The organism is Streptomyces sp. Y1 (genome assembly GCF_041053115.1).
GTDB classification, from domain to species: Bacteria; Actinomycetota; Actinomycetes; order Streptomycetales; family Streptomycetaceae; genus Kitasatospora; species Kitasatospora rubellomurina.
On the sequence record NZ_CP163445.1, the window covers coordinates 1,766,791 to 1,784,163 of the forward strand.

A 17,373-nucleotide genomic window follows, 5' to 3' on the forward strand; every position below is an offset into this window, starting at 1 on the left:
TGTCACGCTTCGCCGAACTCGGCGTCGATCATTTGGAAGACCTCATCCAGATTGCTGGCCGCTTCGATCCGCTCGGCCGTGCTCTCCGCCTGCCCGTCGTCGTCGGCGACGACGGACAGCAGGCGGCGCAGTCGCTCGGCCACGTGGCGCCGATCGGTGTCGGCGATCGCGGTGAGCATGTCTTCCAGCTTCGTCAGTTCCTTGTCGATGGGCGCCTCGGCCGGCTCGTCGCCGCCGCCGAACTCGGCGAGCAGGAGTCGCGCGATCTCCGCGGGCGTCGGGTAGTCGAACACCAGCGTCGCGGGCAGCCGCAGGCCCGTGGACTGAGTGAGCCGGTTGCGCAGGTCGACGGCGCCGAGCGAGTCGAAGCCCATCTCCTGGAAGGCCCGCTCGGGTTCGATGGCCGCGGCCGAGGTGTGGCCGAGGACGGCCGCCACGTGGGTGCACACCAGGTCGAGGACGACGGCCGGCCGGTCCGCGACCGCGACGCCCGCCAGCCGGTCGCGCAGCGACACCGTCGAGGTGTCCACCCGCCGGGCGGGGGCGGGCGCCAGCCCGCGCAGCACGGCCGGGATCACGCCGTCCCGGGCCTGGGCCCGCAGGATCCCGCTGTCCAGCTGGACGGGCGCCAGCAGGGCCGCGTCCGAGGCCAGGGCGCGGTCGAACAGGCTCAGGCCGAGCTCGGCCGTCAACGGCTTCGCGCCCATCCGCTCCAGCCGGGCCAGCTCCGCCCCGCCCAACTGGGCCGCCATACCAGCGGCTTCGGACCACAGGCCCCAGGCCAGCGAGGTCGCGGGCAGGCCGGCGGCCCGGCGGGACGCGGCCAGCGCGTCCAGGGCCGCGTTCGCCGCCGCGTAGTTGCCCTGCCCCGGGCTGCCGATCAGCGCGGCCACCGAGGAGAACAGCACGAACGCCTTCAGGTCGGAGCTGGCCGTCAACTCGTGAAGGTGCCAAGCCGCTTCGACCTTCGGCCGCAGGACGCGCTCGACCTGTTCGGCCGACAGCGACCCGATCACACCGTCGTCCAGCACACCGGCCGCGTGCACCACGCCCGTCAGCGGACGCTCCAACCCGCCCAGCACAGCCGCCAGTTGCTCGCGGTCCGCGACGTCGCACGCGACGACCCGCGCCGACGCGCCCAACTCCGCCAGCTCCGCCACCAGTTCGGCCGCACCCTCGGCCGCCGGACCACGCCGGCTCACCAACACCAGGTGCCGCACACCATAGGCGCTCGCCAGGTGCCGCGCGAACACCGCACCCAGACCACCCGTACCACCGGTGACCAGCACCGTGCCCTCGGCATCGAACTCCACCGCCGCCGACTCACCGGCCGCAGCCTTCACCAGCCGCGGCGCGAACAGCTTGCCGCCACGCAGCGCCAGCTGCGGCTCGTCCGCCGCCAACACCGCGCCCCAGTCGGCCGCCTCGGCATCGGAGCCGTCCGCGTCCACCAGCAGGAACCGGCCCGGGTGCTCCGACTGCGCACTGCGCAGCAGACCCCACACCGCCGCCTGGGCGACGTCCGCCGCCCCACCGGCCACCGACACCGCGCCCCGGGTGACCAGCGCCAGCCGGGCCTCGCCCGACCAGTCGTCCGCCAGCCAGGAGCGCACCATCGCCAGCGCCCGGGTCACGGCCTCGCCGGCCGCGTCGGCCGAGCCGACCCCCTGGGCGTCCACCACGGCCACCACCAGCTGCGGCACCTCGCCGCCCTCGGCCAGTGCCCGGCCCAGCGCGGCCAGGTCCGGGTGGGCCTCACCCGCGCCGACCGCCGCGACCCGCAGGTCCGACGCCCCGGAGCCCGCCGGCACCGGCACCCAGTCCAGCCCGTACAGGTGGCGCTCGCCGTCCCGCCGGGCCGCCTCCAGGTGCGCCTGCTCCACCGGGCGGACGTCCAGGCGCCGCAGGCAGGCCAGCGGCATGCCGTCCTCGCTCGCGATGTCGAGCTGCAGCGAGGTCGGGTCCGGCAGCGAGATCCGCACCCGGATCCGGGTGAGGCCGAAGCGCTCCAGCTGCACGCCGGACCAGGAGAACGGCAGGCCGCTCGGGTTGCCCTCGCCCATGTCGAGCATGCCGAGCCCGCCGTGCAGCGAGGAGTCGAACATCGCCGGGTGGATGGCGAAACCGTCCGGCGAACCGGCCTCCTCGGGCAGCGCCAGCTCGGCGAAGACCTCGCCGTCCCGGCGCCAGGCGGTCCGCACGGCGCGGAAGGCCGGGCCGTAGTCGAAGCCCGCGTCGGTCAGGTGGGCGTTCTTGTTGAGCATCGAGTACAGCTCGGACACCGCCAGCGGCTCGGCGTCGGCCGGCGGCCACGGGACGGGCAGCTGCGGCAGCGGCTCCGCGTTCGCGGAGATCCAGCCGCGGGCGTGGCAGGTCAGCTCGGTGGCCTCGTCCTCGCCCACCTCGACCCGGGAGAACAGCGCGAACTCGCGCCGGCCGTCCTCGCCGGCCGGGCCGACGGTGATCCGGATCTGCCGGGTGAGGTCGTCCTCCAGCACCAGCGGCGCGGCGATGACCATCTCGTCCACGACCTCGCAGCCCAGGCGGCGGCCGATGGTCAGCGCCATCTCGACCATCGCCGTCCCGGGCACCAGGACGATCCCGAACACCTGGTGGTCGCGGGTCCACGGCTGGCTCTCCTGCGACATCCGGCCGGTGAACACCCACTCGTCGCGGTCGCCGACCTGCACGGCCGCCGCCAGGATCGGGTGCCGCATCCGGTCCAGCCCGGCCGTCGCGACGTCGCCGGTGGCGGCCTTCGGCGAGAGCCAGTAGTTCTCGCGCTGGAAGGCGTACGTCGGCAGGTCGACGCGCTGCGCGCCGGTGCCGGCGAACACGGCCGCCCAGTCGACCTTCGCACCGGCGGTGTGGGCCTGGCCCACGAAGGCGGCGAAGGTCTCGCGCTCGCCCTGCTTGGCGCGCAGCGCCGGGACGAACACCGCCTCGGCGTCCTCCTCGACGCACTGGCGGGCCATCGCGGTGAGCACCGCGTCGGGGCCGAGCTCCAGGAAGCGGCGAACTCCCAGGCCCCACAGGGTGGTCACGCCATCGGCGAAGCGCACCGCCTGGCGCACGTGCCGGACCCAGTACTCGGCGTCGAACGCCTCCACCAGGGCGCCGGTGACGTTGGAGACCACCGGGATTCGCGGCTCGGCGTACGTCAACCCGGCCGCCACCGAACGGAATTCGTCCAGCATCGGCTTCATGCGCGGCGAGTGGAACGCGTGCGAGACCCGCAGCCGCGTCGTCTTGCGGCCCTCGACCCTCGGCAGCCACTCCTCGACCGCGTCCGCGTCACCCGAAACCACGATCGCGGTGGGCGCGTTGATCGCGGCGATCTCCAGCCGGCCCTCGAAGCCGACCAGCGACTCGGCCACCTCGGCCTCACCGGCACGCACCGCCACCATCGCACCACCCGCGGGCAGCGCGCCCATCAACCGGCCACGCGCCACCACGAGTTCGGCCGCATCCGCCAGCGACAGCACGCCCGCGACATGCGCGGCGGCGATCTCGCCCACCGAGTGACCGACCAGGTAGTCCGCCCGCAGCCCCAGCGACTCCGCCAGCCGGAACAGCGCCACCTCGACCGCGAACAGCGCCGCCTGCGTGAACTCGGTGGCGTCCAGCTCCGTACCGTCCGCCGCCAGCAGTTCCCGCAGCGAGCGGCCGAGCCTCGGGTCCAGCTCGGCGCAGACCTCGGTCAGCGCCCGCTCGAACTCCGGGAAGGCGCCGGCGAGTTCCAGGCCCATGCCGGCCCGCTGCGAGCCCTGCCCGGTGAACAGGAACGCCGACTTCCCACCGACCGCACCCGTCCCCACCGATACCGCGGCCAGCCGCTCGATCAGCTCGTCCCGCCTCGCAGCGACCACGACCGCGCGCCGCTCCAGCAGCGCCCGCGACGTGACCGAGGAGAGCGCGACATCGGCGACCAGCAGCTCGGGCCCCGCCAGCAGGTGCGACCGCAGCCGCTCGGCCTGCGCCCGCAGCGCCACGTCGGTGCGGGCCGAGAGCACCACCGGCACCGGGGTCGTCACCGGCGCCGGGAGCGCGCCCGGCACCTCGGCCGGCGCCTCCTCGACGATGATGTGCGCGTTCGTCCCGCTGACGCCGAACGAGGACACGCCCGCCCGACGCGGACGCCCCTCGACAGCCGACCACGCGCGGGCCTCGGTCAGCAGCTCGACCTCGCCCGCCTCCCAGTCGATGTGCGGGGACGGCGCGTCGACGTGCAGGGTCTGCGGCAGCACCCCGTTGCGCATCGCCATCACCATCTTGATGACGCCCGCGACACCGGCCGCGGCCGAGGTGTGGCCGATGTTCGACTTGATCGAGCCCAGCCACAACGGCTCGTCCCCGGCCCGCTCCCGGCCGTACGTCGCCAGCAGCGCGTGCGCCTCGATCGGGTCACCCAGCTTGGTGCCCGTCCCGTGGCCCTCGACCGCGTCCACGTCGGCGGCCGAGAGCCCGGCGCTGGCCAGCGCCGCCCGGATCACCCGCTCCTGCGACGGGCCGTTCGGCGCGGTGAGGCCGTTGCTCGCGCCGTCCTGGTTGACGGCCGTGCCCCGGATCAGGCCCAGGATCTTCCGCCCGTTGCGGCGGGCGTCCGACAGCCGCTCCAGCACCAGCAGGCCGACGCCCTCGGAGAAGCCGGTGCCGTCCGCCGCCGACGCGTACGCCCGGCAGCGCCCGTCCGGCGACACCGCCCGCTGGCGGCTGAACTCGGTGAGCAGGTAGGGGCCGGCGAGCAGCGTGACACCGCCGACCAGCGCCAGTGAGCACTCGCCGCCCCGCAGCGCCTGACCGGCCATGTGCAGGGCAACCGCCGAGGAGGAGCAGGCGGTGTCGACGGACACCGCCGGGCCCTCCAGGCCGAGCGTGTAGGCGATCCGGCCGGACACCACGCTGGTCGTGGTCCCGGTGAGGCGGTAGCCCTCCAGCTCGCCGGAGGACATGCCGCCGTAGTCGGTGGTCACGACGCCGGCGAACACGCCGGTGTCGCTGCCGCGCAGCGAGGTCGGGTCGATGCCCGCCTGCTCGATGGCCTCCCAGGAGGCCTCCAGCAGCAGGCGCTGCTGCGGGTCCATGGCCAGCGCCTCACGCGGCGAGATGCCGAAGAACTCGGCGTCGAACTCGCCGATCCGCTCCAGGAAGGCGCCGCCACGCATGGTGATCTTCCCCGGCCGGTCCGGGTCGGGGTCGTAGATGTCGCGGTCCCAGCCGCGGTCGGTGGGCAGCCCGGCGACCGCGTCGCGGCCGGCGGCGACCAGCTGCCACAGCTCCTCGGGCGAGGTCACCCCTCCCGGGTAGCGGCAGCTCATGCCGACGATCGCCAGCGGCTCGTCGGCCGCCGCCCGCCTGGGCCGGGCGGCGCGCTTCGGCGCCTCCGCCAGCCCGCCGACCTCGCCGAGGATCAGCCGGGCGACGGCCGCCGGGGTGGGGTGGTCGAAAATCAGCGTGGCGGGCAGCCGGACGCCGGTGGCCTGGGTGAGCCGGTTGCGCAGCTCGACGGCGCTCAACGAGTCGAACCCGAGGTCCTTGAAGGCACGTTCGGTGTCGACGGCGGCCGCCGAGGCGTGGCCGAGGACGGCCGCGACCTGCTCCCGCACCGCGTCCAGCACGATCCGCTCGCGCTCGGACCGCTCGACACCGGCGAGGCGCTGGGCCAGCGAACCGCCGCTCGCGACACGGCGGGCCGGGACGGGCGCCAGGCCGCGCAGCAGCGCGGGCAGCAGGCCCGCTCGGGCCTGGGACCGCAGAGCGGCCGGGTCCAGCCGGACGGGCGCCAGCAGGGCGGCCTCGGAGCCGAGCGCCAGGTCGAACAGGTCGAGCCCGCGCTCCTGGGACAGCGCGCCGACGCCGGTGCGCTCCAGGCGGGCCAGGTCGGCCGCGTCCAACTGGGCGCCCATGCCGCCGACTTCGCCCCACAGGCCCCAGGCGAGCGAGGTCGCGGGCAGGCCGGCGGCCCGGCGGGACGCGGCGAGCGCGTCCAGCGCCGCGTTCGCGGCCGCGTAGTTGCCCTGGCCGGGGCTGCCGATCAGGGCGGCCACCGAGGAGAACAGCACGAAGGCCTTGAGGTCGGAGCCCGCCGTCAACTCGTGCAGGTGCCAGGCGGCTTCGAGCTTCGGCCGCAGAACGCGCTCGACCTGCTCGGCCGTCAACGCCTCGACCACGCCGTCGTCGACGACGCCGGCCGCGTGCACCACAGCCGTCAGCGGCTTCGCCAACCCGCCTAGCAAAGCCGCCAGTTGCTCACGGTCCGCGACGTCGCACGCGACGACCTCCGCGACGGCGCCCAGCTCCGCCAGCTCCGTCACCAGCGCGGCGGCCCCCTCGGCCGCCGCGCCGCTGCGGCTGAGCAGCAGCAGGTCGCGCACGCCGTGCGCCGCCACCAGGTGCCGGGCGACGACCGCGCCCAGGCCGCCCGTACCGCCGGTGACCAGGACGGTCCCGTCCGGGTCGAACCGGACCGCCGGCCCACCGGCCGGCGCCTTCGCCAGCCGCGGCGCGAACAGCTTGCCGCCGCGCAGCGCCAGCTGCGGCTCGTCGGCAGCCAACACCGCGCCCCAGTCGGGGACTTCGGCATCGGAGCCGTCCGCGTCGACCAGCACGAACCGACCCGGGTGCTCGGACTGCGCGCTGCGCAGCAGACCCCACACCGCCGCCTGGGCGACGTCCGCCGCCTCGCCGGCCACCGACACCGCGGCGCGCGTCAGCACGACCAGCCGGGCCTCGCCCAGCCGCTCGCTCGCCAGTCGGCCCTGCACCAGCTCCAGCGCCTCCGCGACGGCCGCGCGGGCAGCAACGGGGGCGGGGCCGCCGGGAACGGAGAGCGTGGCGACGACGGCCTGCGGCGCCTCGGCGCCCTCGGCGAGTGCCTGCTCCAGCGCGGCCAGGTCCGGGTGGGCCCGGCCCGCGCCGATCCGGATGACGGCCGCAGCCCCAACGGTCGCAGCCCCGGCGGCCGCGCCGCCGACCTCGATCGGCGTCCACTCCACCGCGTACAGCGACTGCCGCGCGTCCCCGCGCTGGGTGCCGTCGATGGCCGCCTGCTGGACCGGGCGGACGATGAGGGAGCGTGCGGAGACGACGGGGGTGCCGTCCGGGTCGACGGCGTCCAGGCGCAGCGAGGTGCCGCCGGTCATGGTGGAGCGGACTCGCAGGCGGGTGGCGCCGGTGCGGTCGAGCTGCACGCCGTTCCAGCTGAACGGCATGAGGTGGGTGCCGGAACTGTTTTCGGTGAGCAGGATGACGCCGCTCTGGAGGGCGGAGTCGAAGAGGGCGGGGTGGATGCCGAAGCCTTCGTGGCCTTCGGGCAGGGTGACCTCGGCGTAGGTCTCGTCGCCGTCGCGCCAGACGGCCTCGACGCCGTGGAAGAGCGGGCCGTAGTCGTAGCCGATGTCGGCGAGGCGGGTGTACAGGTCCTCGACGGGCAGCGGCTCGGCGTCCTGCGGCGGCCACTGCGCGGGCCAGTCCGCGACGGGCGCCGCGTCGGCACCCAGCACGCCCCGGGCGTGGCAGGTGGCCTCGGCCTCCCCGTCGCCACCCTCCGGCCGCGAGTAGACCGTGACGTCACGGCGGCCGTCCGGACCGGCCGCACCGACCGCGACCTGCAGCTGACGGGTGACACCCTCCTGGACGAGCAGCGGCGACTCCAGCACCAGCTCGTCCACCACCGGCACGCCGACCTGGCGGCCGGCGGCGATGGCCAGCTCCACCAGCGCCACGCCGGGCACGACCATGGTTCCGAGCAGCAGGTGCTCGGCGACCCAGGGCTGGGCCTCGGTGGAAACCCGGCCGGTGAACACCCACTCGTCCCGGTCGCCGACCTGCACGGCGGCGGCCAGCAGCGGGTGCTCGATGCCCACGAGCCCGGCGGCCGTGACGTCCCCGGCGCCCGCACCCGGGGTCAGCCAGAAGCGTTCGCGCTGGAAGGCGTAGGTGGGCAGGTCGACGACCTGGGCGCCGGTGCCCGCGTAGAAGGCGGTCCAGTCGACGGCGGTGCCGGCGGTGTGGGCCTGGCCCACGAAGGCGGCGAAGGTCTCGCGGTCGTCCTGCTTGGCGCGCAGGGCGGCGGTGAACGCGGCGTCGGCGTCGTCCGGCACGCACTGGCGGGCCATGGCGGTGAGCACGGCGTCGGGGCCGAGCTCCAGGAAGCGGCGAACTCCCAGGCCCCACAGGGTGGTCACGCCATCGGCGAAGCGCACCGCCTGGCGCACGTGGCGGACCCAGTACTCGGCGTCGAAGGCCTCGACCAGGGCGCCGGTGACGTTGGAGACCACCGGGATCCGCGGCTTCGCATAGGTCAACCTGGCGGCGACCGCGCGGAATTCGTCCAGCATCGGCTCCATGCGAGGCGAGTGGAACGCGTGCGAGACCCGCAGGCGGGTGGTCTTGCGGCCCTCGACCCTGGGCAGCCACTCCTCGGCGGCGTCCGCATCTCCCGAGACGACGATCGCGGTGGGCGCGTTGATCGCCGCGATCTCCAGCCGGCCCTCGAAACCGGCCAGCGACTCGGCCACCTCGGCCTCGGTGGCCTGGACGGCGACCATCGCACCACCGGCGGGCAGCGCGCCCATCAACCGGCCACGCGCCACCACGAGTTCGGCGGCATCCGCGAGCGACAGCACGCCCGCGACATGCGCGGCGGCGATCTCGCCCACCGAGTGCCCGACCAGGTAGTCGGCACGCAGGCCGAGCGACTCCGCCAGCCGGAACAGGGCCACCTCAACCGCGAACAGCGCGGCCTGGGTGAACTCGGTCGCGTTCAGCTCCTCGCCACCGGCCGCGATCAACTCCCGCACCGAGCGGCCCAGTCGGGCATCGAGCTCGGCGCAGACCTCGCTCAGCGCCCGCTCGAACACCGGGAACGCCCCGGCCAGTTCCAGGCCCATGCCGGCCCGCTGCGAGCCCTGCCCGGTGAACAGGAACGCCGACTTACCGCCGACCGCACCCGTCCCCGCCGTGACGGCCGACAGCCGCTCCAGCAGTTCCTCACGCCCCGAGGCCACCACGACCGCACGCCGCTCCAGCAGCGCCCGGCTGGTCGTCGCCGAGAACGCCACGTCCGCGACCGAGAGTTCGGGCTTCGCCAGCAGGTGCGCCCGCAGCCGCTCGGCCTGCGCCCGCAGCGCCGCATCCGTGCGCGCCGACAGCACCACCGGCACCGCGCCGGCGGGCCGGACGACCTCGGCCACGGGGGTCTCGGCCGGCTCCTCCGCCGGCGCCTCCTCGACGATCAGGTGCGCGTTCGTCCCGCTCACGCCGAAGGAGGACACGCCCGCCCGGCGCGGCCGCTCGCCCGCCGGCCAGTCCCGGGCCTCGGTCAGCAGCTCGACCCGACCCGACTCCCAGTCCACGTGCGGGGACGGCTCGTCCACGTGCAGGGTGCGCGGCAGCACGCCGTTGCGCATCGCCATGACCATCTTGATCACGCCCGCGACACCGGCCGCGGCCGAGGTGTGACCGATGTTCGACTTGATCGAGCCCAGCCACAGCGGCTCGTCGCCGACCCGCTCGCGCCCGTACGTCGCCAGCAGCGCGTGCGCCTCGATCGGGTCACCCAGCTTGGTCCCCGTCCCGTGGCCCTCGACCGCGTCGACCTCCGCCGCCGACAGCCCGGCACTGGCCAGCGCCTGCCGGATCACCCGCTCCTGCGAGGGACCGCTCGGCGCCGTGAGGCCGTTGCTCGCACCGTCCTGGTTGACCGCACTGCCCCGGATCAACCCGAGGATGCGACGCCCGTTGCGCTTGGCGTCCGACAGCCGCTCCAGCACCACCAGACCGACGCCGTCCGAGAAACCGGTACCGTCCGCGTCGGAGGAGTACGCCTTGCAGCGCCCGTCCGGCGCCAGCCCGCGCTGGCGGCTGAACTCGACGAACAGGAACGGCCCGGCCAGCACCGTCACACCACCCGCGAGCGCCAGCGAGCACTCACCCGAGCGCAGCGCGTTCGCCGCCAGGTGCATCGCCACCAGCGAGGACGAGCAGGCGGTGTCCACCGACACCGCCGGGCCCTCCAGACCCAGCGCGTAGGCGACACGACCCGACATCACGCTGCTCTGCGTGCCGGTGACCCGGAAGCCCTCCAACTCCGGCAGCGTGGACGGCCCGTAGTCCGAGGACACGGTTCCCGCGTAGATGCCGGTGTCGCTGCCCTTGAGCGAGGTCGGGTCGATGCCCGCGTCCTCCAGCGCCTCCCACGCCGACTCCAGCGTGAGGCGCTGGGTCGGGTCCATCGCCAGCGCCTCACGCGGCGAGATCCCGAAGAAGTCCGCGTCGAACGTCGTCGCCGAGTCGACGAAACCGCCCTCGACGGCGTACGCGCTGCCCGGACGCTCCGGGTCCTCGTCGTACAGCTTCTCCAGGTCCCAGCCGCGGTCGGTCGGGAACGGACCCATCCCGTCCCGGCCCTCGGCCACCAGCCGCCACAGCTCCTCGGGCGAGCTCACCCCGCCCGCGAACCGGCAGCTCATGCCGACGATCGCGATCGGCTCGACAGCCCGGTCCTCCAGGTCGCGCACCCGGCGATTGGCCGTGCGCAGCTCATTGGTGACGCGCTTGAGGTAGGTACGGAGTTTCTGTTCGTCGGTCTGCGAACCGCTCGGCTGCCCGCTCGTCCGTCCGCTCGTCTGCCCGTTCATCGTCCCGCTCCGACGGTCGTCGTTCTTCCCGGTCATGCGGATCCGAGCTCCTTGTCGATCAGGTCGAACATGTCGCTGTCCGAGACGAAGTCGAGGTCTTCTTCGAAGGTGTCGTCGGCGTCGGCGTCCTCGGTGCCGGTGGCACTGAGCAGGGCGCGGAGCCGGTTGCTGAGCGAGCGCAGCCGCGGCTCGGCGCCGGCCAGCTGCTTCTCGTGGCCGGAAACCGCGATCAGCAGCGCTTCGAGCCGCTGCAGCTCCTGGTCCAGCGGCGAGGGCTGCTCGGCGCCGCCCGTCCCGCCGACCAGGGAGAGGATCAGCCGCGCCGCCTCCAGCGGCGTCGGGTGGTCGAAGACCAGCGTCGCCGGGAGCCGGAGCCCGGCCACCTGGCTGAGCCGGTTGCGCAGCTCGACCGCGGCCAGCGAGTCGAAACCGAGGTCCTTGAAGGCCCGTTCGGGTTCGATGGCGGCGGCCGAGGCGTGGCCGAGCACGGAGGCGACCTGGGCGCGCACCAGGTCCAGCACGACCTGCTCCCGGTCGCCCTCCGGCACGCCGGCGAGGCGGCGCTCCAGGGAGCGCGCGTTGTCGGCGCGGCGGGCGGGGGCCCGCACGAGGCCGCGCAGCAGGGCGGGCAACAGGCCGGCCCGGGCCTGGGTGCGCAGGGCGGTCGGGTCGAGCCGGACGGGGGCGAGCAGCGCGGCCTCGGAGCCGAGGGCCTGGTCGAAGAGGTCCAGGCCGAGCTGGTTGGAGATCGCGCCGATGCCGGTGCGCTCCATGCGGGCGAGGTCGGCCTCGTCGAGTTCGCCGGTCATGCCGGTGGCGTCGGCCCACAGGCCCCAGGCCAGCGAGAGGGCCGGCAGACCGGCCGCTCGGCGGTGCGCAGCGAGCGCGTCGACGGCGGCGTTGGCGGCGGCGTAGTTGGCCTGGCCGGCGTTGCCGAGCAGGCCGGCGGCGGAGGAGAACAGCACGAACGCGGACAGGTCCTGACGTGCCGTCAGTTCGTGCAGGTGCCAGGCGGCGTCGAGCTTGGGCCGCATGACCTGCGCGATCTGCTCGGGCGACAGCGACTCGATGACGCCGTCCGCCAGCACGCCGGCGGTGTGCACGACGGCCGTCGGCGGCCGCTCCAACTCGGCGAGAAGGAGGGCGAGTTGCCCCCGGTCGGTGACGTCGCAGGCGGCCACCCGGGCCTCGGCGCCGAGCGCCGCCAGCTCGGCGACGAGTTCGGCGGCCCCGGCGGCGGCCGGGCCGCGGCGGCTGACCAGCAGCAGGTGCCGCACGCCGTACCGGGTGACGAGGTGCTTGGCGAACAGGGCGCCGAGGCCGCCGGTGCCGCCGGTGACGAGCACGGTGCCCTCGGGGTCGAGCGGCGCCGGCACGGTCAGCACGACCTTGCCGGTGTTGCGGCCCTCGCGCAGGTAGCGGAAGGCCTCCTGGCCCCGGCGCACGTCCCAGGAGCGGATCGGCGAGGGGACGAGCACCTTGCGCTCGAACAGCCCGGCGAGCTCGACCAGCATCTCCTGGATTCGCTCCGGCCCTGCGGCGGTCACCAGGTCGTACGAGCGGTAGCGCACCCCGGCGTGCTGCCGGGCGACGGCCTCCGGGTCGCGCAGGTCGGTCTTGCCCATCTCCAGGAACCGGCCGCCGCGCGGCAGCAGCTCCAGCGAGGCGTCGACGAACTCGCCGGCCAGCGAGTTCAGCACCACGTCCACGCCCGCGCCGCCGGTCACCTCCCGGAACACGTCGCGGAAGCCCAGGTCGCGCGAGTTGGCGATCCGCTCGGTGGGCACGTCCAGCGCCCGCACGGCGTCCCACTTGGCGGGACTGGCGGTGGCGAACACCTCCGCGCCGAAGTGGTGCGCCAGCTGGATCGCGGCCATGCCGACACCGCCGGCCGCCGCGTGCACCAGCAGCTTCTCGCCCACCCGCAGGCCGGCCAGGTCGACCAGGCCGTAGTAGGCGGTCAGGTAGACCACCGGAATCGCGGCCGCCTCGGCGAAGGTCAGACCGGCCGGCATCGGCGCGACGGTCCGCCGGTCGGCGACGGCGACGGGGCCGAAGGCGTCCGTCACCAGGCCGAAGACGCGGTCGCCGGGCTTCAAGTCGGTGACGTCGGCGCCGACTTCGAGCACCACGCCGGCCGCCTCGCTGCCCAGCGGCGCCTCACCCGGGTACATCCCGAGGGCGATCAACACGTCACGGAAGTTGACGCCCGCGGCCCGCACCCCGATCCGCACCTCGCCGACGCCGAGCGCGCGGGCGCCGTCCGAGGGCAGGATCGTCAGGTTCTCCAGCGAGCCCTTCTCGGTGCTGCCCAGCCGCCACGCCGGTCCGGACGGGCCGGCGGCGGCGCGGCCGAGCCGCGGGGCGAGCAGCGCGCCGGCGCGCACGGCGAGCTGCGGCTCGTCGAGGTCCGCGAGGGCGGTCCAGTCCGGCTCGGCCGCGCCGTCGGTGTCGACGAGGACGAACCGGCCGGGGTGCTCGGCCTGCGCGCTGCGCAGCAGGCCCCAGGCCGGCGCCTGCGCGAGGTCCACCGACTCGGCGCCGACGGCGACCGCGTTCCGGGTCACCGCGACCAGCGTGGCCTCACCCAGCCATTCGCTGGCGAGCCAGAGTTGGGCGAGCGCGAGGGTGCGCTCGGCGACCGCGCCGGCGGCCCGGGCGGGGTCCTCCCCGGCGGCGCCGTCGATCGCGGCGAGCACCAGGTCCGGTCCGGCCGCGCCGGCTTCCAGCGCCTTCTCCAGCGCGGCCAGGTCGGCGAAGCGCTCGCCCGGCGCGTCGAGCTCGCCGAGGACGGCGATCCGGGCCTGCGACGGGGTGCCGGTGACCGGCGTCCACTCCAGCTGGAACAGCTCGTTCTGCTCGCCCCGGGCGCGCAGCTGCGCCGGGTCGACGGGACGCACGGCGAGGCTGTCGACGGCGACGACCAGCTCGCCGTCCCCGTCCGCGACCTCGACCCGGAACGCGGACTCGCCGGCGCCGGTGATCCGCACCCGGGCCCGGGCGGGGGCCGGGCGGCCGAGCCGCACGCCGGACCAGGAGAACGGCAGGTCGGGGGCGGATCCGGCGTCCTTGTCGAGCATGCTGGCGTGCAGCGCGGCGTCGAACAGCGCCGGGTGAACAGCGAAGCCGTCGACGGCCGTGTCCTCGGGCAGCGCCACCTCGGCGTACACCTCGGAGCCGCTGCGCCACACCGTCTGCACACCCTGGAACAGGCGGCCGTAGTCGAGCCCGAGGTCGGCCAGCCGCTCGTACAGGGCGTCGGCGGAGGACTCGACGGCGGCGACCGGCGGCCACACGGCGGGGAACGGCGCCACGGGCCCGGCCTCGGCGGCGAGCCGGCCGCGGGCGTGCCGGACGGTGTCGCGGGCGCCGTCCGGGCCGGTGCCCGCCTCGGCGAGGGAGTGGACGGACAGCTCGCGGCGCCCGTCCGCCCCCGGCGCGCCGACGGTGACCTTGACGTGCCGGGCGACACCCTCGTCGAGGATCAGCGGCGCCTCGAAGACCAGCTCGTCGAGGAGTTCGCAGCCCAGGTGCCGGGCGGCGGCAAGGACGAGTTCGACCAGCGCGGCGCCGGGGACGATCACCGCGCCGAGGACGACGTGGTCGCGCACCCACGGCTGCGCCTCGGTGGAGAACCGGCCGGTGAACACCCACTCGTCGCGGTCGCCGACCTGCACGGCCGCCGCCAGCACCGGGTGCCCGATCCGGTCCAGCCCGGCCGCGACGACGTCGCCGCCCTGCGCGGACGGGGTGAGCCAGAACCGCTCCCGCTGGAAGGCGTACGTCGGCAGGTCGACGCGCTGCGCGCCGGTGCCGGCGAACACGGCCTCCCAGTCGACCTTCACCCCGGCGGCGTGGGCCTCGGCCAGCGACAGGGAGAACCGCTCCGGGCCGCCCTCGTCCCGGCGCAGCGAGCCGACCACCGAGACCCGGCCGGTCGCCTCCGCCGCCTCGACGGTGTCCCCCACCGCCATGGTGAGGACGGGGTGCGGGGAGGCCTCCAGGAAGCAGCCCATGCCCTTGTCGATCAGCGCCCGGATGGCCGGCTCGAAGCCGACCTGGCCGCGCAGGTTGGCGTACCAGTAGGCGGCGTCCACGCCCGCCGTGTCGATGAACTCGCCGACGACGGTGGAGTAGAACGGGATCCGGCCGCTGGTCGGCTCGATCGGCGCGAGAGCGGCGAGCAGCTCGGCCTCGATGATCTCGACCTGCGCCGAGTGCGAGGCGTAGTCCACCTTGACCTTGCGGGCCCGGACGCCGTCGCGCTCGCAGGCCTCGAACACCTCGTCCAGCGCGGCGACTTCACCCGCCACGACGACGGCGGCCGGGCCGTTCACGGCGGCCACCGAGAGCCGGCCCGCGTACGGCGCCAACAGCTCCTCGACGCGGTCGACGGGCAGGGCCACCGACATCATGCCGCCCAGGCCCGCGAGCTTGTCGCGCACCAACTGGCTGCGCACCGCCACGATCCGGGCCGCATCGCGCAGCGACAGGCCGCCCGCGACGTACGCCGCCGCGATCTCGCCCTGCGAGTGCCCGACGACCGCCGCGGGCTCGACCCCGTACGAGCGCCACAGCGCCGCCAGCGACACCATCACCGCGAACAGCGCCGGCTGGACCACGTCCACCCGCTCGAACGACGGCGCACCCTCCTTGCCGCGCAGCACGTCCTCCAAGTTCCAGTCCACGAACTCGGCCAACGCCTCGCCGCACGCGGCGATCTCCGCCGCGAACACCGGCGCCGTGTCCAGCAGTTCGACGGCCATGCCGACCCACTGCGCCCCCTGGCCCGGGAACACGAACACCGGCTTGACGGCCGGGCCGCCGACCTGGCCCTCCAGCACGTTCGCGGCCGGCTCCGCCGAGCTGAGGTCGCTGAGCCCGGTGAGCAGGGCGCCCCGGTCGGCGGCCACGACGACCGCACGGTGGTCGAGTTGGGCGCGCATGGTGGCGCGGGTGAAGCCGATGTCGAGGTGGTCGAGCTCGGGGCGGGCGATCATGTGGGCCCGCAGCCGGTCGGCCTGCTCGCGCAGCGCGGCCTCGCTGCGCGCCGAGAGCGGGACGAGCACCGGCGTCCGCACGCCGCCCGCCGGCACCGCACCGCAGTCGGCGCCGCCGTCGACAGAGGCCTCGGCCGGCTCCACGGCCGGGGCCTCTTCCAGGATCACGTGCGCATTGGTGCCGCTGACCCCGAACGAGGACACCCCGGCGCGGCGCGGCCGCCCCTCGACGACGGGCCAGTCCCGGGCCTCGGTCAGCAGGGCGACCTCGCCCGACGCCCAGTCGACGTGCGGGGACGGCGCGTCCACGTGCAGGGTGGGCGGCAGCGTCTCGTTGCGCAGCGCCATCACCATCTTGATCACGCCCGCGACCCCGGCGGCGGCCTGGGTGTGGCCGAAGTTCGACTTGATCGAGCCGAGCCACAGCGGCCCGTTCTCGCGGTTCTGGCCGTAGGTGGCGAGCAGCGCCTCGGCCTCGATCGGGTCGCCGAGCGGCGTTCCCGTCCCGTGGCCCTCGACGGCGTCGACGTCGGCGGTGGTCAGCCCGGCGCTGGCCAGCGCCTGCCGGATCACCCGCTCCTGCGACGGGCCGTTCGGCGCGGTGAGGCCGTTGCTGGCGCCGTCCTGGTTGACGGCGCTGCCGCGCACCAGGCCGAGGATCCGGCGTCCGTTGCGGCGCGCGTCGGACAGCCGCTCCAGCACGAGCAGGCCCATGCCCTCGGCCCAGCCGACGCCGTCGGCGGCGGCCGCGTACGCCTTGCAGCGCCCGTCCGGGGAGAGGGCGCGCTGGCGGCTGAACTCCACGAAGGCGCTGGGCCGGGCGAGGGTGGTGGCGCCGCCGACCACGGCGAGCGAGCACTCGCGGTTGCGCAGGGCCTTGCCGGCCAGGTCGATCGCGACGAGGGAGGAGGAGCAGACGGTGTCGACGGTGACGGCGGGGCCCTCGAAGCCGAAGGTGTAGCTGATCCGGCCGGAGGCGACGCTGGGCGAGGAGGCGATGGAGAGGTAGCCCTCGATCTCCGGGCGGCGGTCGCTCTGGCCGGCGACGAACTGGTAGTCGGAGAACATGAGGCCGCAGAAGACGCCGGTGTCGCTGCCCTTGAGGGTCAGCGGGTCGATGCCCGCGTCCTCGAAGGCCTCCCAGGCGCCCTCCAGGAGCAGGCGCTGCTGCGGGTCCATGGCCAGGGCCTCGCGCGGCGAGATGCCGAAGAAGTCGGCGTCGAAGTCGGCCATGCCGGGGAGGAAGCCGCCGTGCCGGGTGTAGGCGGTGCCGGGGTGGTCCGGGTCCGGGTCGTAGAGGTTGTCCAGGTCCCAGCCGCGGTCGCCGGGGAACTCGGAGATTCCCATCCGGCCCTCGGAGACCAGCGACCACAGGTCCTCGGGCGAGGCCACGCCGCCGGGGAAGCGGCAGCTCATGCCGACGATCGCCAGGGGCTCGGCCGCGCGGTCGAGCAGCTGTTGGTTCTGCCGCCGCAGGCGCTCGGTCTCCTTCAGCGACTTGCGCAGGGCTCCGACGACGTCGGGCTTCTCGAGGGCCATGCTGTTTCCCCCACCTTCGGACTCATGCCGTCGACCTTGTGGTCGATTGGTAGATCCGACGGTGGGCTGTCCAGATACAGCCAATCTCGAAGATTTTCCGACGCCAGGTGTAGCCGTCCCGAACTCCGGGCAGTCTGACTGTTTGTCATGTCCCCAGAGAAGGGGAATCCTCCCCTCCGATACGGCGCCGCGGA

General features: G+C 74.8%; 2 protein-coding genes. Both read right to left on the reverse strand.

Annotated elements, in window-relative coordinates; translation table 11 throughout:
- Positions 1-2: 2 nt before the first annotated feature.
- A complete protein-coding gene (locus tag AB2U05_RS07400; protein WP_369182808.1) occupies positions 3-10,676 on the reverse strand; it encodes an SDR family NAD(P)-dependent oxidoreductase in 10,674 nt (3,557 codons plus the stop codon).
- Entirely contained in the window at positions 10,673-17,179 is a 6,507-nt protein-coding gene (locus AB2U05_RS07405) for an SDR family NAD(P)-dependent oxidoreductase (RefSeq protein WP_369182809.1), read from the reverse strand. The genes AB2U05_RS07400 and AB2U05_RS07405 overlap by 4 nt, the downstream gene beginning before the upstream one ends.
- Positions 17,180-17,373 lie beyond the last annotated feature (194 nt).